Origin of the sequence: Mucilaginibacter terrigena (genome assembly GCF_004168255.1) — a bacterium.
In the GTDB taxonomy this organism is placed as follows: Bacteria; Bacteroidota; Bacteroidia; order Sphingobacteriales; family Sphingobacteriaceae; genus Mucilaginibacter; species Mucilaginibacter terrigena.
Map to the genome: position 1 here is coordinate 18997 of NZ_SEWG01000011.1, position 25506 is coordinate 44502.

The following is a 25506-nucleotide window of genomic DNA, read 5'->3' on the forward strand; positions in this document are numbered from 1 at the left end:
TATTATTTTGCTGCTTTAAAACCCATTACATGTACCGAAATTATACTGGCGTGTTTCATACCCAAACTTTGGCCGGGCACAGTGGTCATAAATAGTTTCAAATAGGTATTCATAATTGCTTTTGTAACCCTTATACCATTGGCTTCGGCGATCTTATCCCCAAAAAAGTGACGTAAAGGCTTATTGTAATACCAGGTGCCGGCAGAATCTATGGTAGCCTCGAATACATAATCAAAATCCTGATAGGCTTTGTGGATTGTTATATTGAAAAGCGGGTTCAGGTAATCATCATCAGTACTATATTTATTATCTAAAAGGCTGGGTTTTGCCTTTTGTTGCTCAACCTTTAAATTCGGGTTTTTGCTGATGAGCTGCACCGGTTGCGATGCAGCAAAGGCCTTTTTAATATCGGCATTTGCTTTGGTTACCATGCCCCGCACAAACGCTGTATCCTGTTTACTGGCACGCTGCAATGTGGCCAAATCGGTATGCAGTTTGTTTTTAATGTAATCTTCTGAGTAAAGCCTCATGGTTACCTGCGATTTATTCAGGTTTATCGAATCGCCCTCAGCCTCTAACAGCTGAAATACCAGGCTGTCCTTACTCATTACCTTCATTTTTAAAAAAGCATGGGCAATATTAAAAACCGAATCAGTCCCCAAAGCCAGCGGAAAGTTGAAAAACTTATCCTTTTGCGGGCTGTAAAGCGCGGCCGAATCGGCCGATACAAAGCGCAGTTTCCAATCGGGCACCAGGTGAAAGCCGTACTCGTTATACGACAGGCCATTATTTTGCTTGCGCGATACTTCCAAAAACGTAATACCTTCAACGCTTTTGAATGATATCTTTGATTTTTCGGGCTTACGTGGGCCGCAGCTTGTAAACGCCAAAACTATAAACCCGGATATTAATACACTTATTTGTAGATGCTTATTCACGGCGTACAATTTAGTAATTATCTTTAATTCTATCCCAACACCTCTTCCAGAACTTCGTGCGATCGGATATTCCCAAACCCCTCGATATGCATGGCGTAATACTCCAGCAGTTTGTGTATCAGGTAACGGCGCTCGTCGTTGTTTAGTTTTACCTCATCTATATTGCCGAAGTTGCTTTGTAACAAGGTGTAGAAGTTTTTGGTATGCGGCGGCGACAGGTACGATACGCTCTCCGGTTTATAATTACTGAACACGCCATTCTTCATGTCAAAAAAATTGGCCCCGGCCATCGATCCGCCATGCGGATAAAAGCCCAGGTATCGCGTTAGCTGCACCAAAAACAGCAGGTGAAAGTTTGCCAGTCCGCGGGTTTTATGGTCCAGCAGTTCAATAGCGTTAAAAATAAAATCAAAGATGTTTTCGTCGGGCGTTTGCTGTTTAACGGCTTTGTACAATACCTCGTTCAGGAACATGGCTATGCAGCTTTTTATTACATCGTAGGGGATGGTTTGCAGTGTAGGCGAGTTCTTAAGTTCTGATATCCGCTGTACGTTGCCGTTGCTTTTGTGATAAACCACCATATCAACCAGGTGCAGGGGCTGCAGCATGTTACGGCTTATCTTAGCCTTCGGCTTTTTTGCCCCGTTAATGATGTACGATTGCAGCCCGAATTTTTCGGTAAAGATCTGCACCACTACGCTGCTCTCGCTATAATCGGTAGTTTTAAAAACAATGCCACGGGTTTTATGCAGCATGGATAAGCGATAATATTTTCGGTAAAAAAATAATAGTGCCGGTTACCAGTGTAAATATCGCCACAATTAAAACCGCCGCCGCGCTTACATCCTTAACATGGCCCGCAAGCTTGTTATACTGGGGCGATACCAGGTCTACCAGTGCTTCAATACCGGTGTTAAACAATTCCATCATCAGCACCAGCGCGATGCAAAGGGTTATCCAATGCCACTCGGTATTGCTGATGTTGAAATATAGCCCCATGGCAATGGCAATCAGCGCAACAGATACCTGTATCCTGAAGTTAAGCTGCGTGGCGAAGGCGTGTTTAAGGCCTTTAAACGCGTAACCAACGCTCAGGATAAATTTTTTCATAAGGGTTAGCGTTTTTTAAAGTTATCCATCAATAGCATTACAAAACTTATACAGCCGGCCAGCCCAAAACCTGCCGATGCGCCGTTACAGATATCCTTGTATGTACCGGGCGCAAAAAACAATTCGGCCGATGCAAAAAGTATAAGCGCTATGCCCAGCAATAAATAAGTACGGGCAGTTTGGTTTTTCATGTTCAAATGAATTGATGTTATCAATAAGCCGCAAAGCTTGTTTAGCTATCACAAATATATTTTATTTATGTTAGCAACGGTTTAACATTAGTGTTGTTATTGATGTTATACATATTATGCAGCGATAAACGGGGGCGAACCGAGGGAAGGAGGAGGTGGGGTAAGGTTGATGATAATTTAGTTTAACCCCCTGCAAATACACAAACCATCCGCACTGCTTCCCGAAAGGAGGGGATTTATTCGCTCAGGCACCGATAATAATATATTATGGACTTAAAACTAACAAATAAGGTGGCCATTGTACTGGCCGCAAGTAAAGGTTTGGGCAAAGCCATCGCTATGGCATTATCTGCCGAAGGCGCGAAAGTGATCATCGGCTCGCGCGATGAAGATGCTTTGAACAAAACCGCTGCCGAAATTACGCATGCAACCGGTAACCAAGTTATTGCCATACCCGTTGATGTAGCCAACGCCGCGCAGATGGCTGAGTTTATTGATAAAGCCGCCAATGCTTTTGGCCGGGTAGATATTTTGCTGAACAACGCGGGCGGCCCGCCCTTTGATAAGTTCGAGAATTTTGATGACGAGCAGTGGCAAAAAGCTTTTGAGCTTAACCTGCTTAGCATGGCGCGTACAAGCCGCCTTTTGTTGCCGCACCTTAAAAAAACAGGCAGCGGGCGTATTATCAATATCATCAGCGGGTCGGTAAAATCGGTGTTGGGTAATTCGGTATTATCTACCGCTATGCGCATGGGGGTGGTAGGGATGGCTAAGCTAATGGCCGATGAGTTTGGCCCATACAACATCACCGTAAATAACGTAGCGCCGGGCTTAATATTAACCGACCGCATAAAACACACCATGCCAAAAGATGTTGACCCCGATGAAGCCATAAAGCAAAAAGCCAAAAGCATCCCGCTTGGCCGCATTGGCAAACCCGAAGAGTTGGCAGCGCTGGTTACCTTCCTGGCATCCGGGCAGGCGGCCTACATTAGCGGGCAAACCATACAGGTTGATGGTGGCGCCGGACGTAATATTTATTAAGGTTTTTTGCCCGCCAGCCTTTTCTTTTTCATAATGCGGAAGCCAATGGCAAGCATACAGCCAATTACCGCGCCTATTAATACGTTACCCCATTGCTCGCTTTGCGTGCCAACCACAAACAGGCTAAATATGGCAAACAGTATAATAAGCACGCCCACAAATACCACCAGGTAAATTTTAAAATTCATAAACAAAATTACAAATTACTATCTATCCAGGCTACGCGCTGGGTAAGCCAAAACTTAAACTGCGAAACTTCTCTGGGGTAGGTGCCCAATATTACAGGGTTAGGCCATACATATTTGTCCAGTACATTCCATTTGGTGAAATTTTCTTTAGCCGGCAGGGTTAGCAAAGCCTCTGTATCGTCAATGCTTTTAAACATGGCGGGTATGCCATTGGCTTTAAGAAATTGCCAGCGGGTACGCACCTTGGTAAGAAACGCCGGGTCCTGAAATAAGCGCTTAAACCATGGGCCGTTTTTAACCCACCAACCATCCGGGCGGGTGGCATCGCTATAATCCACATTACCTGCGCCAAGGTCAAAGTCCCACGCAGGGCCCATGCCTAATTTACCGCTGCGGTCCTTAAAATAAAATATGCTGCTAAAATCCGCCGCATCCTGGTTCTTAAACAATTCGTTCACCAAAAACCAGTTGATGAACGAGTCGCTATTGATGTATTTATTGTAGCCGTTCACCGGGTCGGTAAAGTTTGCCGCGAATATGGCATTCTCGGTATCCTGCATGTAGTTTTGGATGTAAGCCATCTGCGCCGGGGTTATATCCCCAGGCTCTTTTACCGTAAAGGGCAGGCCCGAAGCTGTTTTAAAAAGATGTTCATCCTCCTGTCGCTGGTCAAGTTCTACTAAATACCCTCCGGTAACATTGGGTTCGGCATTATCACCGGCTTTCATTTCGGTTATATTTACCCTGTTTGCATTAACTTCTACCTGTTCAGTTAGCATATAGGTACCCAGGTATTCGCCGTTCATCACCACCTCTATAAATATGCCGTGCGGGGTAAAATCGCCGTTAAGGCTTTGTGCCACACCATCGGCAATATAATTGCGCATCAGGGTTTTGTCAGAGTGGTTAGCCAGCAACACCCAGTTTTTTGCAGCGCCAAGTCCTAATACCTTCGCCTTTGATGAAAATTTTAACCGGTATGGCTTTTTTGGGTGCAAGCCCCAGGTAGAGTTACCGCGGCCTTTTATCTGCAGGGCAATATCATTGGTTTCCTGCTCGTAAAGCCCGTTGGTGTTAATGTTTAAACTGCCGGTAACATACTCTTCTTTTGATACTACCGGGCCCGATGTTGTGAGGTTAAATATGGGCAGCCCGGTAAAATTGTAAATGCTTACGGTGTAATCTTTACCGGCGCCTTTCGAGTCGGTTACGGTGTAAACCACCGGCTTTGTAAAATCGTTTTCGGTAACACCGCTAACCTGTGCCACATCGCCTACTTTTACGGTTGATGCAGCATCTTTTAGTTTAAAAGTTAATATAAAGTTGTGATAGGTGCTTGTACTGGGGGTATAACCTTTTAGCTTTGTGCCATCAGCGGTCAGCACTACATCGTTAGTAACCTTACCCGCATTATTCTTAGCTTCTATTTTAAATTCAACATCCGGCCCGGTAACTACTACAGGCGGCGTAACAGGCGGCGGTACTTTTACCCCGTCCTTTTTACATCCAAAAACTAAAAGCAACAAACACAGGCAGGTAATAGATCTTTTCATTCAATTGGTTTATAATAATGCAAGATATTAAAAATTGAGCGAGTTTGTGTTAATAATACACGTGCAGAATACTTTCCTGAAATGTTTGCAGGTTTATTTATACTTGCAGCAAATGGATAAAGCATTATCAACTCAAAAGTACAAGGCCCTTACAAAACTTGCTACAGGCGATTTTAAAGCCTTTTTATACGATTGCGACGGCACCCTTGCCGATAATATGGGAGCGCACAAGAACAGTTACATACGCGTTGCTGCCGATGATGGCATAGTGATAGAGGGCGATATTATTGACGAATTTGCCGGCCTGCCCATTCTTAAAGTTGTTGACGAAATAAACAAGCGTTATAACACCACCTTTGAGCCGGTTGAATTTGCCGCGCGCAAGCATAAGATATTTTTTAACGAGTATATTGAGCAAACCCAGCCCATCGACTATGTGGTAAACCATTTAAAGAACCATGCAGGCAAAGTTAAAATTGGTGTGGTATCCGGCGGCAGCCGTAGCTCGGTAACCAAAACGCTGCAGGTTTTGGGTATCTATGACCTGGTTGAAGTACTGATATGCGCCGGCGAAACCGCCCACGGAAAACCCTATGCCGACCCTTTCCTGGCCGCTGCCGAACAGCTGGGGGTTGAGCCCCGCCATTGCCTGGTTTTTGAAGATGGCGAACCCGGCGTACAAGCCGCCGAAGCTGCCGGTATGCAATGGGTCAGGATAGATAAAGTGTAAATCGCGGAATAAACTTTTGACATTAATGGTGGCACTGTTCTGTCAGTCAATTTTTCACATATATCTGGTTATCAGGTGTTCACGTTTTTTTAATGCTGGTTGTGTATCGTGAACGTGAACATTTTCTGCCTGTAATCCCATAATAACATGCCTGTCATTCTGAGCGAGAGCGAAGAATCTATCGGCTACATGCTTGTTCGCGAATAGATGCTTCACTGTCGTTCAGCATGACAATGGTAATTAATCTTCTATCGGCGATGGCCTCATTTTCTCCCTTATCGCCCTAAATTCCGAGCCTTTCTTCCAACCTGGGAAAGTGGTTTCGTTGCTTAATTTAACGCCCAATTGGTACATCAGGTTAGCGGTTTGCGCCATGCCCTTGGTATCCATAGCTTCGCTGTACTCGTCTGATGGCTGGTGGTAGTGCTGTTCGTTATATTCCTTAGCTTTTTCCTTGCCAAAAGCCTCGCCGCGCTGGATGCTTTTTGCCCCGTTATGCAGATCGAGCGCCGGCACACCCACCTTAGCAAAGTTGAAATGATCCGACCGGTAGTAGCTCCCCGAGCCGGGTGTTTCATCGCCCACCACATCCCAGCCTTTTGGCTTGGTTAGCGCTATCACGTAATCGTCCAGGTCGTTTTGCCCTTTGCCGGTGATAGAGAAATTGCTTGTTTCGCCAAAATCTGATAAAGCATCGATATTTAAATTGGCAACCGTTTTATCAAGCGGATAAACCGGGTGTGTGGCATAATATTCCGAACCTAACAAACCCTGTTCTTCAGCAGTAACGGCTAAGAAAACTATGCTGCGTTTTGGCTTATCTTTTTGCTGCATAAACTTTTTAGCCACGGCCAAAACAGCCGCAACACCACTGGCATTATCTACCGCGCCGTTGTAAATGCTGTCGCCTTTTGCATCGGGTTTACCTATCCCGAAGTGGTCCCAGTGGGCGGTGTATAAAATGGTTTCATCCGGCCTGGCAGTGCCCTTTAAAGTAGCTATCACGTTATGCGATTTTGAATATTTAAGCGTGTTTTTTAAGCTTAGCGATACATAGCTGTTTAGCGGCACTGCCTTAAAATCTTTTTTACGGGCATAAGCGCGGATATCCCCCGTAATCCCTGCTGATGAGAGCAGTTTGGTGGCGGCTTCTTCGCTCATCCAGCCTTCAACCTGGCAACGGTTCATGTGCTTGTCGGCCTGCTGCAGGTACAGTTTTGCACCCGTAAAGCTATTTTGTATTACCTGCCAGCCATAGCTTGCCGGTTCGGTCTGGTGTACGATGATCACGCCTGCGGCGCCCTGTCGTGCGGCTTCTTCATACTTGTAGGTCCAGCGGCCATAGTAGCTCATGGTATCACCCTTAAACAGTTTTTCGCCTGCCTTAAAGCCGGGGTCGTTCACCAAAACAATAACGGTTTTGCCTTTAACATCAATGCCTTTGTAGTCGTTCCAGCCGTACTCGGGCGCTACAACACCAAAGCCTGCGAAAATTAGCGGCGAGTTCTTCAAACTCAAGGTATCTACTTCGCGGCGGGTTGCCGCAACAAAATCAACACCCGGTTTAAGGGCCACGGTTGCCGCGCCGTTTATGGTCATATCTTGCGAAGCAGAAGTAATTTCTACCAACGGCACTTCCTGAAAATAACTGCCCTTGTTGCCAGGCTCCAGGCCGAGTTTTTTAAATTCGCCGGCTATGTAGGCAATGGTTTTATCCTCACCTTTGGTGAACGGCTTGCGGCCAAGCAGGCTATCGTTTGCCAAAACGGCAATATGCTGGCGTATATCCGCGGCCATGCCGGTATCGGGCGTTGTGGCGATGGTGGTTTTCTTCTCAGTACCTGTGCAGCCGGCTAAAAAGGCGGCAACAACTAAAAAGCTTATGAAATTTAGTTTCATGGGTTTAATGTGTTTGTTAGTCAAATATAGGAAAGAAAGATTTTGTTTGACGTGGGCTATTACTCACCCCGACATCGCTACGCTCGTCGACCCTCTCTCCGCAAGCGGAAAGAGGGTGAGAATAAAAAATATGAATTTTTATCCCCCTCTTTGCGCAGCAGAGAGGGGGCAGGGGGTGAGTTAACTGTAAAAGCGATAGGCCTACAAGATTATTCATTATGCTTTTACTCCCTCTCCTTTGGAGAGGGCTGAGGAGAGGCTCAAATCTCTCCGTCATAATTAGCCATTTAACTATCATTTAATAATAAAATTCGCTATTTTTGCAACCTTTAAAATTCGACGCGAACACATTGATGTACAAGGAATATAAGCAGTTAAATCTATCCCAAACAGGTAAAGACGTGCTGGATTTCTGGAAACAGAACGGCATCTTCGAGAAAAGTATCAGCAGCAGGCCGGCAAGCAAGCCGTACACCTTTTATGAAGGCCCGCCCAGCGCTAATGGTATGCCCGGTATTCACCACGTTATGGGGCGGAGTATCAAGGATATTTTTTGCCGTTATAAAACCCTAAAAGGTTACCAGGTAAAGCGTAAAGGCGGCTGGGATACCCATGGTTTGCCCATTGAACTGGCGGTTGAAAAATCGTTAGGCATCACTAAGGATGATATCGGTAAAAAAATTACCGTTAAAGAATATAACGACGCCTGCCGCAAGGAGGTGATGCGCTATACCGATGTTTGGAACGACCTTACCCTGAAAATGGGCTATTGGGTAGACCTGGACAACCCATACGTTACCTACGAGAACGAATACATCGAAAGCCTTTGGTGGATCCTGAAACAACTTTACGATAAGGATCTGCTGTATAAAGGTTATACCGTACAGCCATACTCGCCAAAATCGGGCACGGGCCTAAGCTCGCACGAGCTGAACCAGCCGGGTACTTACAAAATGGTGAAGGATACGACTATCGTTGCCCAGTTTAAAGTAAAGAACGATAAAGATTCGGCATTTTTATTTGATGGCGTAAGCAGCGATGTTTTTATCCTGGCCTGGACGACAACCCCCTGGACGCTGCCATCAAACTGTGCCTTAGCCGTTGGCGAGGGCATCAGCTATGTACAAATAAACACCTTTAACCCTTACACCTACGACCCCATCAGCGTTGTATTGGCTAAGGACCTGGTGAAAAAATATTTTAAGCCCGAAGGCGAGAACGCGTCTTTTGAAGATTACAAAAGCGGCGATAAGATCATCCCCTGGACCTTAACCCGCGAGTTTAAAGGAACCGACCTGCTGGGTATCCACTACGAGCAGCTAATGCCGTACGTAACCAATGCCGACCTGGAAAAAAATGCTTTCCGTGTTATCCCCGCCGATTTTGTAACTACCGAGGATGGTACAGGTATAGTGCACACCGCATCTGTTTTTGGGGCGGATGACTTTAGGGCATGTAAGGAGAATAACGTGCCCTCCGTTATGGTGAAGGACGAGAATGGTAAGGAAGTACCCCTTGTTGATAAACAAGGCCGCTTTGTAGAAGAGGTTACCGATTTTGCCGGCCGTTACGTTAAAGAAGAATATTATACCGATGCAGATCGAGCAGCAGATGGTTTTAAACCCACTGACGTACTGATCTCCATCAAACTCAAAACAGAGAACAAGGCGTTCGACGTTAAAAAATACGAGCACAGCTACCCGCACTCGTGGCGTTCTGATGAACCTATACTATACTATCCGCTGGATAGCTGGTTCATCCGTACCACCGCGGTGAAGGATAAAATGGTTGCGCTGAACAAAACCATCAACTGGAAACCCGAAAGCACCGGTACAGGCCGTTTTGGCAACTGGCTGGAAAACCTGGTAGACTGGAACCTGTCGCGTTCGCGCTACTGGGGTACCCCGCTGCCTATCTGGCGCGAGGAAGATGGCAAAGAAGAAAAATGTATCGGCTCGATAGAAGAACTGAATGCGGAGATCGAGAAATCTATCGCTGCCGGTTTAATGCCTGCGGGCTTCAAGCTGGAGGATATGCACCGTCCTTACGTGGATGATGTGATCTTAACTTCATCAACCGGTAAACGTATGCTGCGCGAGCCTGACCTGATTGATGTTTGGTTTGATAGTGGCGCCATGCCTTATGCGCAGTGGCATTTCCCGTTCGAAAATAAAGAGGATTTTGCCGCTGCCTACCCGGCCGATTTTATCGCCGAAGGTGTTGACCAAACCCGCGGCTGGTTCTTTACCCTGCACGCCATAGCGGTGATGCTGAGCGAAGCCAGCGATGAGGTGAAAGCTATAAATCAGCAGGTTGGCAACAAAGGTGTAGCGTTTAAAAACGTTGTATCAAACGGGCTTGTGCTGGATAAGAACGGTAACAAAATGTCTAAGCGATTAGGCAACGGTGTAGATCCGTTTGAAACTATTGAGCAATTTGGTGCCGATGCGGCCCGCTGGTACATGATCAGCAACGCATCGCCGTGGGATAACCTTAAGTTTAATATAGAGGGGCTGGACGAGGTTCGCCGTAAATTCTTCGGTACGCTTTACAACACTTATTCATTCTTTGTGCTTTATGCCAATATCGATAAGTTTAAATACGAGGAAGCCGAGATAGCCCTTGATAAACGCCCCGAGCTTGACCGTTGGATCATCTCGTTACTAAACACATTGAGCAAAGAGGTTGACGGTTTTTACGCCGATTTTGAACCGACCAAAGCTGCCCGTGCTATACAGGAATTTGTTGATGCACATTTTAGCAACTGGTATATCCGTTTAAGTCGCCGCCGTTTCTGGCGTTCGGATAATTCTGAGGATAAGCTATCGGCTTACCAAACGCTTTATACTTGTTTAATCACCATCAGCAAATTAATGTCGCCTATAGCTCCGTTTTTTGCAGAGCGTTTATATACTGACCTGAACAGTGTTACCGGCAAAGAGGAATTTGAATCGGTACACCTGGCTTACTACCCCGAGTATCATAATGATTTGGTGGATGCTGATTTAGAAGAAAGCATGCAATTGGCACAGGATATATCATCACTGGTATTATCTATACGTAAAAAAATAGAAGTACCTGTTCGCCGCCCATTAATGAAAATTCTTTTGCCAATATTGGATAAGAACTTCAAAAAGAAGGTAGAGCGGGTAAAGGAACTCATACTATCCGAAACCAATGTTAAGAGTATAGAGTACATTACCGATGCAGCCGGTTTCATCAAGAAAAAGATAAAGCCAAACTTTAAGGCACTGGGCGCTAAAGTGGGTAAAGATATGAAGGATGTAGCTGCGGCTATCAATGCTTTTGGCCAGGAACAGATATCCGAATTGGAAGCAAACGGTTCAATCTTGATACTTGATACTAAATACTCGATACAATTATCCGACGTAGAAATTATCGCCGAAGATGTACCGGGGTGGCAGGTTGCAAATTTAGGAAAACTAACCGTGGCTTTAGATGTTACGATAACCAACGAACTGAAGGAGGAAGGTATTGCCCGCGAATTTGTAAACCGTGTACAAAACATCCGCAAGGACAAAGGTTTTGAAGTTACCGACCGCATAAACGTACGCGTAAATTGCGGCCCGGAGATTTGGAAAGCACTGGAAAATAATTTATCCTATATTTGCGCCGAAATTTTAGCCGATGGCCTGGTACTTGATAATGAGTTAACTGACGGTGTAAAGGCCGTTATTGATGAGAATGAAATTTTGATCGCTATAAGTAAAAGTTAAATGGAAAACGAAAAAACAAGGTATTCTGATTCGGAATTAAAAGAATTTAAGGACCTATTATTGGAAAAACTACGCAGCTCGAAAGAGGAATTGAGCGCATTGGCTACATCGTTAAGCTCGCCAAACGCGAACGGTACTGATGATACTGCCGGTACATATAAAACACTGGAGGATGGATCTGCGACGTTGGAGAAAGAACAAATTAACCAGTTAGCTGCCCGCCAAAAGAAATTTATTGAGCAGTTAGAAGCCGCTTTGGTACGTATCGAAAACAAAACCTACGGTATTTGCCGCGAAACCGGTAAGCTTATCCCTAAAGAACGCCTGCGTGCAGTTCCGCACACCACGTTAACAATGGAAGCTAAATTGAAGCAATAAATGAAGGCTGCTTATACAAAACCTTTTTTAACCGCAGCATTTATTATTTTACTCGACCAGATCATCAAGATCTGGGTTAGGAAACACATGATCCTGGGCGACGAGATCCGTTTCCTTGGTAACCGCGGCATGCTGCATTATACCGAAAATAATGGTATGGCCTTTGGCATGGAGCTTGGCGGTGAGTTTGGTAAGCTGGCCTTAACGTTGTTCCGTATTGTGGCGGTTTGCGGTATAGGCTACGCGCTTGTGTTCCTGATTAAGCATAAATACCACCGTGGGTTAATTATGATGGTGGCGCTTATATTAGCCGGCGCACTGGGTAATATTATCGATTCTACCTTTTACGGGGTTATTTATAAATACGCGGGCTTGTTTCATGGCCGGGTGGTTGATATGTTTTACTTCCCCCTGCTAACCGGTAGCTTTCCTAAATGGCTACCCATATGGGGAGGCGAGGAGTTCATCTTTTTCCGCCCGGTGTTTAACCTTGCCGATGCATCGATATCCATAGGGGTTATTATGATACTGCTAAACCAAAAGCGCTACTTTAAACAAGAAGAGCCCGAAGTAAGCAGCCCTAACAGCGAAATGGTAGAGGAGTAAACATCTTCTTTATAAATATTTGAAGCCGCCCGGTTAACCGGGCGGCTTTTTGTTTAATTGTCCTAACGGATAACTGAGCGCGACGAACGGAATGTCACCGTAAAATGCAGCATTGGCCTGTTCGGGTGGCACAGCAACTGCTTTAGCATTAACTTTCATAGAGCAGGACGCAGCTGCGACTTTTCTTTGGTTACTTTCTTTTGAGAGAAAAGAAAGTGACATCCACTGACAACTCATACGCTTCACTGCCAATCCTAACGGAGAACGGATAAGCGCCCTCACCCCTTTATTATCACCATATTAAAACACAGCAAAGCAATTGCGGTTACATATTTATATTTTTTGCCTGTTTCAGATTAAACTATTGCTACGTAATTAACTCTACACACTATATACTTATTTAATACTTATGAAAAAGATATTTTTAATAGCCGCATTAGTTGCCACCACATTTGGGGCGTTTGCACAAAGCGCAGACCTGCGCCGTAAAATTGAAGTTACCGGCATTGCCGAGCAGGAGGTTACTCCGGATATCATCAACGTATCTATTTCCCTTAAAGAATACCTTAACGGTAAAAAGAAGGTTACCATCAGTCAGTTAGAAGCCCAGTTGGAAAAAGCCATTGCCGAAGCCGGGATAGCTAAAGAAGATTTTACGGTGAATAACCTGTCATCGTGGAATTACGAAACCGAGAAAAAGAAAAACCCCGACTTTTTGGCCAGCAAACAATACGGCGTTAAGTTTCGCGATCTGAACAAGTTTAACCAGATCATGAGCAAGATAGACCCTAAGGGAATCCAAAGCACTAACATCGATAGCTACGATTACTCGAAAATAAACGAGATAAAAAACAAGCTTAAACTGCAGGCCTTACTTGCCGCGAGGGACAAAGCCGCGTTTTTAGTAGGCGGTTTAGGCGATAAGCTTGGCAGCGCGTTAAACATCAGCGAAAGCGATAACAGCAGTTTCCCGCAGCCGCGTATGTATGCTAACGTGATGTTTAAATCAAATGCAGCGGCAGATGCAGTAGTGCCGGAATCGGATATCGACTTTAAGAAGATCAAACTGAGTTTCCAGATCCAGGCTGTTTTCGAAATAAAATAACCAACCCGCTATATATAATAAGCAGCCCCGCATTGTTGGGGCTGCTTTTGTTTTAAAGCGTTAGCAAACATTTATTTTATGGAGATGTTATTTGAAAACACTCGTAGTTTGATTGCCATGAAAACATTAAGATATATAGCAGTAGCCGCTTTATTAGCCACATCAGTTTCTGCCTGTAAAGACCGCAGCAAGGCCACCTTAGGCGGCACGCAGGATACCGTTGCAAAAGCCGGCACCGGCGACCCAAACAATACGCACGCGGCAGATTCAACTAAAGTTGACAGCGCAAATAACAGCAATGCCGACCCAAGCGGCCGGGGCGCAAGCGATACTTTAAATTCGCGACCCGTTCATTAACAGGTGGTTAAATAATATTTTTTGCTCAAAGGGGTTGTTATTGTAAAATATACAATTTATATTCGTGTCCCCCAAACGGTTTGAGCATGATACGTACACGTTCGAAGAGAGTGCTTTTGATAGCTCCGATAGCTTTTCCCGACCAGTTGCTGGCCGAGTACGACAACGTGAAACACATTTCGGTTATTACTGCCATATTCCCGTGTATCCACGAAATTAAGCCCGATGTTATCCTGTTTGACCACGCACACATGGCTGACCATATGGAACGTGTATTGCGCCGGTTACAAACTAACCCCTTTTACAAACACATAAAAATTTGCTGCTACAAACGTAACGAAAGCGTTACGGCCGATGCTACCCTTAAGGTTTTAGGCGTACACCATATGATATACCACGCCGACCTGCAAAAGGAATCGAAAAGCAGCGCCACCCTTACCACTATAAACAACCTGGTAAATGCCTCGCTGGTTAAACTGATGGCGGGTGTAGCGCATTAAACAAATCATTTAGTCATTCGCTTTGCTGTCATTGAGTCATTGCACCTTGTTTGTCAACAAATCATCAACTATTCACCACGCTCTCTCTCCACACACCTTTTTACATAGGGGTAACACTTTTACCATAAATTGCTGTTAAACTTGCATGCTTGTAAGCAGTGTTCAATAAATTAACACTGGTTAAGCTTAAAGCGTATCACACAAAATGAAAATAGGAATAGTTTGTTATCCAACCTTCGGCGGAAGCGGGGTGGTTGCTACCGAGTTAGGTAAAGCCCTTGCCGATAGGGGCCACCAGATCCACTTTGTTACTTACAACCAGCCGGCGCGCCTCGATTTTTTTTCAGAGAACCTTTTTTACCATGAGGTATCGGTATCACAATACCCTTTGTTTGATTACCCACCATATGAGTTAGCACTGGCCAGCCGTTTGGTTGATGTGGTAAGGTTCGAAAAACTGGACCTGCTGCATGTACATTATGCTATACCACATGCATCGGCAGCATATATGGCTAAGCAGATCCTGGCTACCTATGGTATCTCTATCCCGTTTATCACTACCCTGCACGGTACAGATATCACGCTGGTAGGGCAGGATAGTACCTACAAGCCGGTGGTAACTTTCTCCATCAATAAATCCGACGGGGTGACCGCCGTATCTGAACATTTGAAACAGGATACCTATAAGTACTTTGATATTGAAAAGGATATTAAAGTGATCCCCAATTTTATTGACCTTACCCGTTTTAGCCTTAAAGCCAAGGACCACTTTAAAAAAGCCATAGCGCCTAACGGCGAAAAGGTGCTGGTGCATACCTCCAACTTTCGTAAGGTAAAACGTACCGAAGATGTGATAAAGATGTTTGCCAAGGTGGTTGAAAAGATCCCGTCGAAATTGTTAATGGTAGGCGATGGCGGCGAGCGGTCGGTATGCGAGCAGCTGAGCCGCGACCTGGGCATTAACGAGCATGTGCGCTTTTTGGGCAAGCAGGATGCAATAGAAGAGATCCTTTCGGTATCCGACCTGTTCCTGATGCCATCGCAGTCGGAAAGCTTTGGTTTGGCCGCCTTAGAGGCTATGGCCTGTAAAGTGCCTGTAATAAGCAGTAACGCCGGCGGTTTGCCCGAACTGAATATTGAAGGTGTAACCGGCTATTTAAAAGATGTAGGCGATGTTGATGGCATGGCCGAACGCGCCATTTATATACTGGAGGATGAAGAAAGGCTGAACCAGTTTAAAGAAAATGCCCTTGCCCGCGCTAAAGAACTGGAGCTGGCCAATATTATGCCATTGTATGAAAATTATTACCGCGAGATCATTGAGAGCAGTAAACAGCAATAATATTATATTATTATAACCTTTTGGCCTGATTTGTGTTTATACCTCAAATAACACATATTATATAAGACCAAACATGAAAAAGATATTTCAAACATCAATCGCAATTTTAGCCCTTGCCTTTATTTTTTCGGCTTGTTCAACGCCGCAGAACACTAATTCTGGAACAACATCATCTTCCAGCGTATCGCGTGGTAAGTTTGTAGGCACCTGGACATTAACAAACGTAAGTTACGACGGGCTTGTAGCCGGAGCGGTACAAAACGTATTTGACCAGGCCCCGCCGGAAGCATTTGTAGGCAGTACCTGGAAATTCACCAACAGCGGTAACGGTATTTATACATTAACCAATGGCACTTCGCAAACCATATTTTGGTCGGTGTTTAATGGTGGTACAACCGGCACACAGTTTCAGTTTAAAAAGTTGTATGAAGGGGATAAAGCCAAGAACGTACAGGAAGGTTACCGTTTAGATATTGGGGTTATTGATAACACTACCATGACCCTGCGCTCGCCTGTAGCAATAGGCAATGGCGCTAATGGCTATATTATTTACTCGTTTACCAAAGCGCAGTAAAAAAGTTTAAAGCAGAAAGCGAAAAGCTCAAAGCGATAGTGGTTACTATCAGGCTTTGAGCTTTTCTTTTTTTAATTGCTTTATGTTTCGGCTTTTTGCTTACATCGCCGGGGCAAATTTAACACAAACAGGGTTGCCAACCTGTATGCGCGAAACCGCGTTTAATATCTTACCGGTGTTTTCGTCTATCTTATACACTATAACCGTGTCGCTGTTTTGGTGAGCCACTATCAGGTACTTTCCGGTGGGGTCAATTGCAAAATTACGCGGGCCCTTACCACCTGATGGCTTGCGTTCTATAAAGGTAAGTTCGCCGTTCTCCTGGTTTATGGCAAATACAGATATGTCATTGGCATCACCGCGGTTAGTAGCATACAAAAACTTGCCGTTTGGGGAAACATGGATATCGGCAGCCCCGGTAGTCCCTTTAAATCCATCAGCCAACAGACTAATATCCTGGCGTTGTTTTGGTTTTCCGTTGTTATAGTCAAATACCACTACGCTGCTACCCATTTCGGTGATCAGGTATAATGTTTTCTTATTGTTCGAGAAAGCCAGATGGCGTGGGCCATAGCCAGGTTTTACGCTTACAAACGCAGGGTTTGCCGGTACTATCGGGTTGGTTTTGCCGCCTTTGTATTTGGTAATGTTTATTTTATCGGTACCAAGATCGGTATATAGCACGTATTTTTCATCCGGGGATAATACCGCGGTATGCACATGCGCTTTTTCCTGTCTTTCTGCATTAACGCCATGTCCATCATCTTTAATAGTTTGTACTGCAGGGGCAATTGAGCCATCAACGTTTATGGGCAGTACTGCTATGTTACCACCCGAGTAATTGGCCACAAAAAGGTTTTTCTGATCCTTATCAACCGAGATATAGCATGGCGAGCCGCCTAATGTTGATACCTTATTAATGAAAGTTAATTTTCCTGTTTTTGGTTCGAATGCGAATGAGCTTACCTCGCCGTTATCGTTCTCGTTAACCGCGTAAACAAACTTGTTATTGCTTGATACAGCAAGGTATGATGGGTTGCTTACATCATCTATCTGGTTTAAATACGCCAGCCTGCCGCTTTCGGTATAAAATCGATAAACGGCAATACCTTTACTGCTTCCGCTGGTATAAGCGCCTACTAAAAGGTCGAAGCTTTTTGGGAATACCGGCTTTTTTTGGGCGAACCCCACTACAGGCGCAAGCATAGAGATCAGGATCAGGAATTTTTTCATCAGTACTATATTGGTTTATAAGTGCAAGTTAATAAAATCATTAAAGAAGATGGCACTACTTATTAATAATGTGTAAGACGCGGGTGGGGGCGATTAGTTTAATCTAAGATTCGGCTAATCCCCCAAAACAAAAAAGGCGCCTAACGACGCCTTTATATATTCTGATACTAAATCGGACAGCTTATTTTATCAAATGCTTCAATTGTATCACTTCCTTTTCATCAAGGTATCTCCAACGGCCGCGTGGCAGGTCTTTCTTGGTAAGGTTGGCGTAAACCGAGCGGTCGAGCTTTACAACATCATAACCAAGCGATTCGAAAATACGGCGTACAATACGGTTTTTGCCGCTATGGATCTGTATACCAATTTCTTTTTTAGTGCCACCTGCAACGTACGATACGCTATCAGGTTTTATCAACCCGTCCTCCAGCTCTAAACCAAACTCAATTTTGTTCAAGTCGCCCTGGCTAAGCGCTTTATTCAGTTCAACCAGGTAAAGCTTGGTAACGCTGTTACGCGGGTGCGATAGTTTATCTGCCAGGTCGCCGTCGTTGGTCATTAATATTAAACCGGTAGTGTTACGGTCAAGGCGGCCAACGGGGTATATGCGTTCGCGGCTGGCTTTTTCTACCAGGTGCATAACGGTACGGCGCTCTTGCGGGTCATCCGTAGTAGTAATATAATCTTTAGGCTTGTTAAGCAGTACGTAAACGTTCTTCTCGCGCTTTAAAGCCTCGCCGTTGTAGCGTACCAGGTCTTTAAGCGGGTCAACCTTGTGGCCAAGTTCAGAGATAACTTCACCGTTTACCGATACCACACCAGCGGCTATCAGTTCATCAGCCTTACGGCGACTACAGATACCTGCATTGGCAATATAACGGTTAAGGCGGATCAGGCCATCATCCTTAGTTTTTACAACCGGGTTTTTACGGCCGCGCATGGTAGGTTTTGATGGTGCATCATCACCCTCGCGTTTGCGGAAACCTGTTGATGTACTTGGGAAATCTTTTTTGCCGCCACGGGTGCCGCTAAATTTTTTCTCGCCTTCAAAGCTTTTCTTTGGTCCGTCGGTACCGGCGGGGCGCCTGTTAAAAGGCTTGTCGCCAGATACTGGGTTTTTACGCGGGCCGTATGATGCCGGGCCTAAACCTGGTTTTTTATAGCTGCTGCGTTCGCTGTCGCCGGTTTCGGGGCGGCCGCTGTATGGTTTATCGCGTGGGGTAAAGTTTTTGCGCTCGCCTTGTGGTGCATCGCCGCCGAAGCTGCGTTTTGGGCGGTCGCCATCTGCCGGCCTGCCGCTGTATGGCCTGCCTTTTGGTACAAATGCTTTTTTATCACCAAATGATGATGTTGGGCCCGAGCCATAGCTTTTCTTTGGCCTTTCGGTGCCATCAGCATCTGGTTTACCTGTGTTTGGTTTTGAATAGGCAGATCCTCTTTTATCTGTAGAGAAGTTTTTTTTGCCATCTGTACGGCCTGCGCCAAAGGGTTTTCCTGTAGAGGATGATGATGGTCTTTTGGTGCTATCACCGCCACTTTTTGAGCGGCCTTGTGATTTGTTGGGCCTGTCGTCGCGACTACCTGCTGGTCTTTTAAATACCATATTTTTTTGTTTTGCGCTTTCGCAGCGTGAGGGTCAAAAGTACAATAATTTAACCAAAAAAACAACTTTTTAATCGGGTTCAAAAAGCACGTTTAAACTACTTTAAAGCACGATTTTTGGCTTATTTTAAAATGCCCAAAACACTAAGGGTATTATAAGTGTTTGATAATCTGCTTTATATAACGTACCTTTGCAGCACATCATACCAAATGTTTAATTAATGAGTAAAATTGAAATGACTAAAAAACACTTAATTACGTGCTCCGTAATCGTGGTGCTGGTTATCATTTCCAGTCTTAACATTTTCAGTACAACACCGGTATTTCCGGCAAAACACATCGCTTACACACCTTCAAATTTGTTGTTCAGCAAGCCCGCTGACGACGCCGGAGAAGCGTTTAGTTTTGCCAACGAGGCACTACCGGTAAACGACAAAAAAGTAGATTTTAAATTAAAAAAATCAATAGCAAAGCACAGGTACAAAACAGTTCAGTCGAACGTTTTACATGCTAAAGCCGACAAGATGTTCCCTATCATCGAGCCTATCTTAAAAGCCTACGGTATCCCCGAAGATTTTAAGTTTGTACCGCTGGTAGAATCGGGCTTATGCGAAGGTACATCGCCAAAAGGCGCGCGTGGCGTTTGGCAGTTTATGCCGGGCACTGCACGCTCGTATGGCTTAAAGGTTGGCCACGGTAAAGATGAACGCCTGAATTTGCGTAAATCAACCATTGCTGCCTGCAAGTACATTAAAGAACTGTACGGCGAATTTAACAGCTGGACACTGGCCGCTGCTGCTTACAACAACGGTTCGATAAAGCTGGAACGCGCTATAAACAAGCAAAATGAGGATAACTACTTCCGCATGACGCTTAACCGCGAAACCGGTTCGTACGTTTACAAGCTTATAGCCATGAAAGAGATCATCAATAACCCTGCGAAGTATGGTTATAAGAACTTTTACAGCTATCTGCAAAAACCACTGCCATTTTTGGTAGCATACAATTAAAGTAATTTTAATATTACGGAGCACTTTTAAAAGGCCATCCCTGTTGGGGTGGCCTTTTTTGTTGGCAGAAGTAGATTTGACAACTTTTTAAAAGTTGTCAAATCTTTAAATCTTTTATTTTTCGTTCTGGATTATAGCTAAAGATATTTATTACATTAGTAACTAATATCAGGCAGCTCCTGAGCATTTAGACTATTTAATATGGCAATTAAACTTTTTACAATCGATCAAGACGAAGTTATAAATAGTGAATTTATAACGGGGAAAACTAATTATGACTATGCATTAAAGCATTTTCTTCCGCTCATTGATAGACTGGAAATACAAAGAAAAGGCCAAGATCCTAAATTTTATGGCAGGTTGGAAAGTGATATCCTAAAAGGATGTATAATGCCACCTATTACTCTCGCATTTGTTGGGTTAAAAGTTATAGACAAAAATTTATCTATTATTCAAGAGTTGATAAATAGTGAAATAGAAAATGCTTTTATTTTAGATGGATTACAAAGGTTAAGAACACTTCAAAGAGCAGCGAATAACAAAGAATATACGATTGATATGAATAGGCCAGTTTTCGTCAATATATTGCTTTGCGATTCTATGGATAAACTTTTATATCGAATGATCACTTTAAATAATGGACAAAAGCCAATGACTGCAAGGCATCAAATAGAAATTATTGCAAGTAATGTATACGATTTTTCAAATTCGACTATAACTATTCAAACAGAAAAACACAAATCAAAAAAAGTAATCCCTGGTGCTTTTAAGCAAGCTGACTTTATAAAAGCCTATTTAGCATTCTTAAGTAAATCAATTAACATCGATAATGCTAAAATAATTGAGGGTAAAATGGATGAACTTATTGCAGATAAAATACTAGATACTAATATAAAGGAACAAGCAGTAGAATTTACCCAGGTGATTGATTTAATAGATCGATTTACAATAACCAACCCATATATAAAAAAGTGGTTTCAAAATGTCAATAACTTAATAGGATTTAGCTCTGCCATTTCTAACTCTTTTCAATCAATCTTTAAATTGGAAGGGATTGAGTTTGATCAGCACATTAGAATTTTTGAGAAAGCTTTTGAATATTTTGATGTCTCAAAGATTCGGGTTGGAGACATTCGAAGAAAAACTTTATCTTACTTTATTAGAAATTTCGAAGAATTGAGAGATTTAGATGATATTAATTTGGTTGATGTTTTATCACAAGAGATATAATGGCATCATTTGAACAATTTGAACTTTGTGAGCCATTCATTCAATCAAATATCGAAAGGTTGCCTAACTCTCTAAGATTAGATAAGAGTATAAAAGATGAAGGGAAACTTTATCGACTATTGATAGGGACTTTAGATATCAAGAATAACATCACGGGAGAAGTAATTAAGCAAAAATCTAACTATTCAGTATTAGGTAAAAAGGAAAGGAATAAGTTTTCATTGCGATTGTTTACTGATCCGTTATCACCAACAGCTACGATTTCAGATTTAGATTTGCATCTAACTTCAGGTAATCCAAGTAATATTGTGTTATTTAAAGATTTAATAAATGAATATTGCAGTTTTTATTATTACAAAGCCAAAAATATTGACACGCTTGCCTATTTACATGTTTACCGAATTTTGGAAAGAATGTCGTATACGTTTCCTATGATGTACGCTTCTAAAGCCACAGACTATGTTGGGACTTTCAATAAACTTCAAAATTTTTTTAAGGGGTCAAATTCAGAACTTAAATTTTTTAACCTTTTTATTGAAGACTTTTTTGAAGAGGAATTTTTAGAATATAAGGTAAAAATTAATATTACCGCATATAATCAAGATATCAAAGAGAGTTATTATAGAATACTAAAAATGTTATGCAGTAGCAATGATCCAGTAATTACGCTAACTGACTTTAATGAATTTTCAGATATAACCTTTGAAAATAGGAATACTATAAATCTTCTAATTCATTTAAGGAATAGGTATTTTCATTTTGCTTCTGGAGGACAAAGAAATATCAAATCATCAGAAATGATTGAACCCAATGATTTTTATAGAATTCTAAATGAACATTTTGTCAACTGGTTGGCGGTAGTTTATTTTAAAATTGCAAAATCATCAATACGATAATTTGTTTATAAATAATTGAGCTCCTCCAATCTTATTTCTTCCCAATTAATTTTACACAAACACTATATTCTGCCCCATGGGTTTACTATAAATCACCGCCACTTTTCCGTATATTTGCGAACTTTTTTAGTATTAATGCGGCCAATAAAAACTTAGCCGTATCTGTCTTGTTTTCTGGAAGAATATATGAGCGAAAAAACATTAGACCTGGGCGAGCAAAGTGAAGTGGAAGTTTATGGTGCCCGGGTACATAATTTAAAAAATATAGATGTTTCCTTTCCGCGCAATAAGCTGGTTGTGATAACCGGTCTTAGTGGCAGCGGTAAATCGTCGTTAGCGTTCGATACCATTTATGCCGAGGGTCAGCGCCGCTATATGGAAACATTTTCGGCCTACTCGCGCCAGTTTATGGGCGGTATGGAGCGTCCCGATGTAGATAAAGTATCGGGGCTTAGTCCGGTTATCGCCATCGAACAAAAAACCACCAGCAAAAACCCCCGTAGTACCGTTGGTACCATTACCGAGATATACGATTTTATGCGCTTGCTTTTTGCCCGCGCGGGCGATGCCTACAGCTATACCACCGGCGAGAAAATGGAGCGTATGAGCGAGGAGCAGATCCTGAAAACCATTTTCGAAAAGTTCGACGGGCAGCCGGTAAACATTTTAGCACCGGTGGTAAAAGCCCGTAAAGGCCACTACCGCGAGCTTTTTGAACAGATCCGCAAGCAAGGTTACCTAAAGGTTTATATTGACGGCGCCAGTGCCGATGTGGAAGCCAAAATGCAGGTAGACCGCTACAAGATCCATGATATTGATATAGTGGTAGACCGCCTGGTAGTAAGCGAGGCCGACAGCAAAAGATTGTACACTTCGGTACAGTCGGCATTGAAGATAGCCAAAGGCATTATCCGCATTGCCGATAAGGACAACAACGTATTTTACTTCAGTAAATACCTGATGGACCCTGTATCGGGCATCTCGTACGACGAACCGCAGCCGAATACCTTCTCGTTCAACTCTCCATACGGCGCTTGCGAAAAGTGCAGCGGTTTGGGATATATATTTGAGGTTGACGAAGCATCGGTAGTGCCTAATCCCAAGCTGAGCATCCTGAACGGCGGTTTAGCTCCTATAGGCGAATACCGCGAGACCTGGATCTTCCAGGTGCTGAAGGCGCTTGCCAAAAAATACGATTTTAGTCTGAGCACCCCCATAGAAAAACTTACCCGCGAGCAACTGGATATTATATTGAACGGTTCGCCGGATATGATCACCGTAGCGGTTGAGTATAACAAATGGAACGTTCAAAGCTACCAGATCACATTTGATGGCATCATCCGCATGCTGGAAGAACAACAGGAGCGCCGCAACGACGAGGGTATGGACGATATGGAGAACTATCGCGTACTGCGTACCTGCCCAACCTGCGAAGGTGCAAGGCTGAAGAAGGAATCATTGCACTTTAAGGTCGATCAGAAGAATATCTTCGAGCTGGCCTGTATGGATATCACCACGCTCGACAAATGGTACACCGGTTTGGAAGACAGGCTAACCGAACGCCAGAACGTTATCGCCAAAGAGATCTTGAAAGAGATCCGCGCGCGTATTGGCTTTTTGCTGGATGTGGGCTTAAGTTATTTGACACTGGACCGCACCGCCAAAACCTTATCGGGCGGCGAGGCGCAGCGCATCAGGCTGGCTACACAGATAGGCTCGCAGCTAATGAATGTGATGTACATTTTGGATGAGCCAAGCATCGGCCTGCACCAGCGCGATAACGAACGCCTGATAAACGCCCTTAAAAACCTGCGCGACCTGGGTAACACCGTTTTGGTTGTTGAGCACGATAAGGACATGATACTGGAGGCCGACCACGTGATTGACATGGGCCCGGCTGCAGGTGTACACGGTGGTACGATCGTAGCGCAAGGCACACCTGCCGAACTGATGAGCCATCACACGCTCACCACATCATACATCAACGGCGAACGCGAGATAGCTATCCCCAAACAACGCCGTGAGGGGAATGGTAAGATATTGTCGCTTAAAAAAGCAACAGGCCATAACCTGAAAAAGGTGTCTGTCGAATTCCCGTTAGGAAAACTGATAGGGGTAACCGGCGTATCGGGCAGTGGTAAATCAAGCTTGATCACCGAGACCCTGTACCCTATACTGAACCATCACTTTTTCCGCGCCAAAAAGCACCCGCTGCCTTACGAAAAAATTGAGGGGCTGGAAAATATCGATAAAGTAATTGAGATAGACCAAACGCCTATCGGCCGTACCCCGCGCTCGAACCCGGCAACTTACACAGGGGTATTTTCGGATATCCGTAATTTGTTTGTGGCATTGCCTGAGTCGAGGATCCGTGGTTACAAACCAGGCCGCTTCTCGTTCAACGTAAAGGGTGGCCGTTGCGAAACCTGCCAGGGTGCAGGCCAAAAGGTTATCGAGATGAATTTCCTGCCGGATGTACAGGTGCCTTGCGAAGAATGCGGCGGCCGCCGTTACAACCGCGAAACGCTGGAAGTACGCTATCGCGGCAAATCCATCAGCGATGTGCTGGACATGAGCATTGAGGACGCAACGCCGTTCTTTGAGCATATCCCATCCATCTACCGCAAGGTTAAAACCCTGTTTGATGTGGGTTTGGGGTATATTACATTGGGGCAGTCGTCAACCACCCTATCCGGCGGCGAGGCTCAGCGCGTGAAACTCGCTACCGAACTTTCTAAAAAAGACACCGGTAATACTTTTTATATATTAGATGAGCCTACAACCGGGCTCCACTTCGAGGATATTAACGTATTGCTTGGCGTGATAAACCAACTGGTTGATAAAGGTAACACCGTACTGGTGATAGAGCACAACCTGGATGTTATTAAGGTTGTTGACCATGTTATTGACCTTGGACCGGAAGGCGGCTCAGGCGGCGGCAAGATCCTGTTCAGCGGCACGCCCGAAGGCTTGTGTAAAGTTAAAGATAGCTTTACCGGCCAGTTTTTAAAGAAAGAGATGAAGGTGAAGTAAAAACATCTGCATTGTTACTTTACTTAAATATTTTTATCTTGTATAAAAGTTAAAACGATGACAATCATAACTATTGATATTCCTGACAATGATACCGCGCAAGTTATAGCTCAGTTAGAAAAATTGGGTGTAAGTATTCGCGAGTCTAAATTGGATGATTTAGATAAGTTAACTAAGGAAGACTACCAGAAACATTTTGCTCATAAAGCGAATGCTAACAGAAATAATCTTTCAAAGTATTTATGATCGT

Annotated in this window: 24 protein-coding genes; 15 read left to right on the forward strand and 9 right to left on the reverse strand. The window is 44.0% G+C overall.

Annotated features, from left to right (window positions below):
- Window positions 1–2: 2 nt before the first annotated feature.
- From EWM62_RS18795 to EWM62_RS18810, 4 genes are read right to left on the reverse strand one after another with little or no spacing between them, the layout of a single operon-like run.
- Window positions 3–938 (reverse strand): hypothetical protein, encoded by a 936-nt coding sequence (locus EWM62_RS18795; RefSeq protein ID WP_129878226.1) that lies wholly within the window; start codon window positions 936–938, stop codon window positions 3–5.
- Between the two features lie 29 nt (window positions 939–967).
- A complete protein-coding gene (recO, locus tag EWM62_RS18800) occupies window positions 968–1693 on the reverse strand; it encodes a DNA repair protein RecO (RefSeq protein WP_129878227.1) in 726 nt (241 codons plus the stop codon).
- Window positions 1683–2048: a diacylglycerol kinase family protein gene (locus tag EWM62_RS18805; protein WP_129878228.1), complete on the reverse strand. Its 366-nt coding sequence runs from the start codon at window positions 2046–2048 to the stop codon at window positions 1683–1685. Before EWM62_RS18805 ends, recO begins: the two co-directional genes overlap by 11 nt.
- 5 nt (window positions 2049–2053) lie before the next feature.
- Window positions 2054–2239 carry a hypothetical protein gene (locus tag EWM62_RS18810; protein ID WP_129878229.1) on the reverse strand — a complete coding sequence of 62 codons (186 nt, stop codon included), beginning with the start codon at window positions 2237–2239 and terminating at the stop codon, window positions 2054–2056.
- Window positions 2240–2506: 267 nt separating this feature from the next.
- Here EWM62_RS18810 and EWM62_RS18815 point away from each other — a divergent pair, with 267 nt between their 5' ends.
- Window positions 2507–3283 carry an SDR family oxidoreductase gene (locus EWM62_RS18815; protein ID WP_129878230.1) on the forward strand — a complete coding sequence of 259 codons (777 nt, stop codon included), beginning with the start codon at window positions 2507–2509 and terminating at the stop codon, window positions 3281–3283.
- Here EWM62_RS18815 and EWM62_RS18820 read toward each other — a convergent pair.
- On the reverse strand, window positions 3280–3471 hold the full coding sequence (locus EWM62_RS18820) for a hypothetical protein (protein WP_129878231.1): 192 nt from the start codon (window positions 3469–3471) through the stop codon (window positions 3280–3282). The genes EWM62_RS18815 and EWM62_RS18820 overlap by 4 nt on opposite strands.
- Before the next feature lie 8 nt (window positions 3472–3479).
- On the reverse strand, window positions 3480–5024 hold the full coding sequence (locus EWM62_RS18825; protein ID WP_129878232.1) for a CotH kinase family protein: 1545 nt from the start codon (window positions 5022–5024) through the stop codon (window positions 3480–3482).
- A gap of 112 nt (window positions 5025–5136) precedes the next feature.
- On the opposite strand from EWM62_RS18825, the gene EWM62_RS18830 reads away from it, so the two are divergent.
- Entirely contained in the window at window positions 5137–5754 is a 618-nt protein-coding gene (locus EWM62_RS18830; protein WP_129878233.1) for an HAD family hydrolase, read from the forward strand.
- A gap of 240 nt (window positions 5755–5994) precedes the next feature.
- Here EWM62_RS18830 and EWM62_RS18835 read toward each other — a convergent pair whose 3' ends face one another.
- Window positions 5995–7653 (reverse strand): M28 family metallopeptidase, encoded by a 1659-nt coding sequence (locus tag EWM62_RS18835; protein WP_129878234.1) that lies wholly within the window; start codon window positions 7651–7653, stop codon window positions 5995–5997.
- A 353-nt stretch (window positions 7654–8006) separates the two neighbouring features.
- Between EWM62_RS18835 and ileS the strand changes: the two genes are divergently transcribed.
- The 8 genes from ileS (at window position 8007) to EWM62_RS18875 (ending at window position 16252) form a co-directional block, all read left to right on the forward strand.
- Entirely contained in the window at window positions 8007–11390 is a 3384-nt protein-coding gene (ileS, locus tag EWM62_RS18840; RefSeq protein ID WP_129878264.1) for an isoleucine--tRNA ligase, read from the forward strand.
- Window positions 11391–11768, forward strand: coding sequence for a TraR/DksA family transcriptional regulator (locus tag EWM62_RS18845; RefSeq protein WP_129878235.1), 378 nt, complete (start codon window positions 11391–11393; stop codon window positions 11766–11768). It begins immediately after the preceding gene.
- Window positions 11769–12374 carry a lipoprotein signal peptidase gene (locus tag EWM62_RS18850; RefSeq protein ID WP_129878236.1) on the forward strand — a complete coding sequence of 202 codons (606 nt, stop codon included), beginning with the start codon at window positions 11769–11771 and terminating at the stop codon, window positions 12372–12374.
- A 409-nt stretch (window positions 12375–12783) separates the two neighbouring features.
- On the forward strand, window positions 12784–13479 hold the full coding sequence (locus tag EWM62_RS18855; protein ID WP_129878237.1) for an SIMPL domain-containing protein: 696 nt from the start codon (window positions 12784–12786) through the stop codon (window positions 13477–13479).
- 117 nt (window positions 13480–13596) lie between these two features.
- Entirely contained in the window at window positions 13597–13836 is a 240-nt protein-coding gene (locus EWM62_RS18860; protein ID WP_129878238.1) for a hypothetical protein, read from the forward strand.
- Window positions 13837–13922: 86 nt separating this feature from the next.
- Window positions 13923–14336, forward strand: coding sequence for a hypothetical protein (locus EWM62_RS18865; RefSeq protein ID WP_129878239.1), 414 nt, complete (start codon window positions 13923–13925; stop codon window positions 14334–14336).
- Window positions 14337–14541: 205 nt separating this feature from the next.
- On the forward strand, window positions 14542–15678 hold the full coding sequence (gene bshA / locus EWM62_RS18870) for an N-acetyl-alpha-D-glucosaminyl L-malate synthase BshA (protein WP_129878240.1): 1137 nt from the start codon (window positions 14542–14544) through the stop codon (window positions 15676–15678).
- A gap of 73 nt (window positions 15679–15751) precedes the next feature.
- Window positions 15752–16252 (forward strand): lipocalin family protein, encoded by a 501-nt coding sequence (locus EWM62_RS18875; protein ID WP_129878241.1) that lies wholly within the window; start codon window positions 15752–15754, stop codon window positions 16250–16252.
- A gap of 99 nt (window positions 16253–16351) precedes the next feature.
- On the opposite strand, the gene EWM62_RS18880 is transcribed toward EWM62_RS18875, so the two are convergent.
- Together EWM62_RS18880 and EWM62_RS18885 are read right to left on the reverse strand one after the other, a co-directional pair.
- Entirely contained in the window at window positions 16352–17485 is a 1134-nt protein-coding gene (locus tag EWM62_RS18880) for a lactonase family protein (protein ID WP_129878242.1), read from the reverse strand.
- A 181-nt stretch (window positions 17486–17666) separates the two neighbouring features.
- Entirely contained in the window at window positions 17667–19088 is a 1422-nt protein-coding gene (locus EWM62_RS18885) for a pseudouridine synthase (RefSeq protein WP_129878243.1), read from the reverse strand.
- Between the two features lie 220 nt (window positions 19089–19308).
- Between EWM62_RS18885 and EWM62_RS18890 the strand changes: the two genes are divergently transcribed.
- The 5 genes from EWM62_RS18890 to EWM62_RS18910 all read left to right on the forward strand — a co-directional run bounded on the left by EWM62_RS18890 (window position 19309) and on the right by EWM62_RS18910 (window position 25502).
- The gene (locus tag EWM62_RS18890) at window positions 19309–20097 is read left to right on the forward strand and encodes a lytic transglycosylase domain-containing protein (protein ID WP_129878244.1); all 789 of its coding nucleotides are present in this window, start codon (window positions 19309–19311) and stop codon (window positions 20095–20097) included.
- Window positions 20098–20298: 201 nt separating this feature from the next.
- Entirely contained in the window at window positions 20299–21327 is a 1029-nt protein-coding gene (locus tag EWM62_RS18895; RefSeq protein WP_129878245.1) for a hypothetical protein, read from the forward strand.
- The gene (locus EWM62_RS18900) at window positions 21327–22223 is read left to right on the forward strand and encodes a hypothetical protein (protein ID WP_129878246.1); all 897 of its coding nucleotides are present in this window, start codon (window positions 21327–21329) and stop codon (window positions 22221–22223) included. The genes EWM62_RS18895 and EWM62_RS18900 overlap by 1 nt, the downstream gene beginning before the upstream one ends.
- 186 nt (window positions 22224–22409) lie before the next feature.
- Window positions 22410–25256 carry an excinuclease ABC subunit UvrA gene (gene uvrA, locus EWM62_RS18905; RefSeq protein ID WP_129878247.1) on the forward strand — a complete coding sequence of 949 codons (2847 nt, stop codon included), beginning with the start codon at window positions 22410–22412 and terminating at the stop codon, window positions 25254–25256.
- Between the two features lie 57 nt (window positions 25257–25313).
- Window positions 25314–25502: a hypothetical protein gene (locus EWM62_RS18910; RefSeq protein ID WP_129878248.1), complete on the forward strand. Its 189-nt coding sequence runs from the start codon at window positions 25314–25316 to the stop codon at window positions 25500–25502.
- Window positions 25503–25506 lie beyond the last annotated feature (4 nt).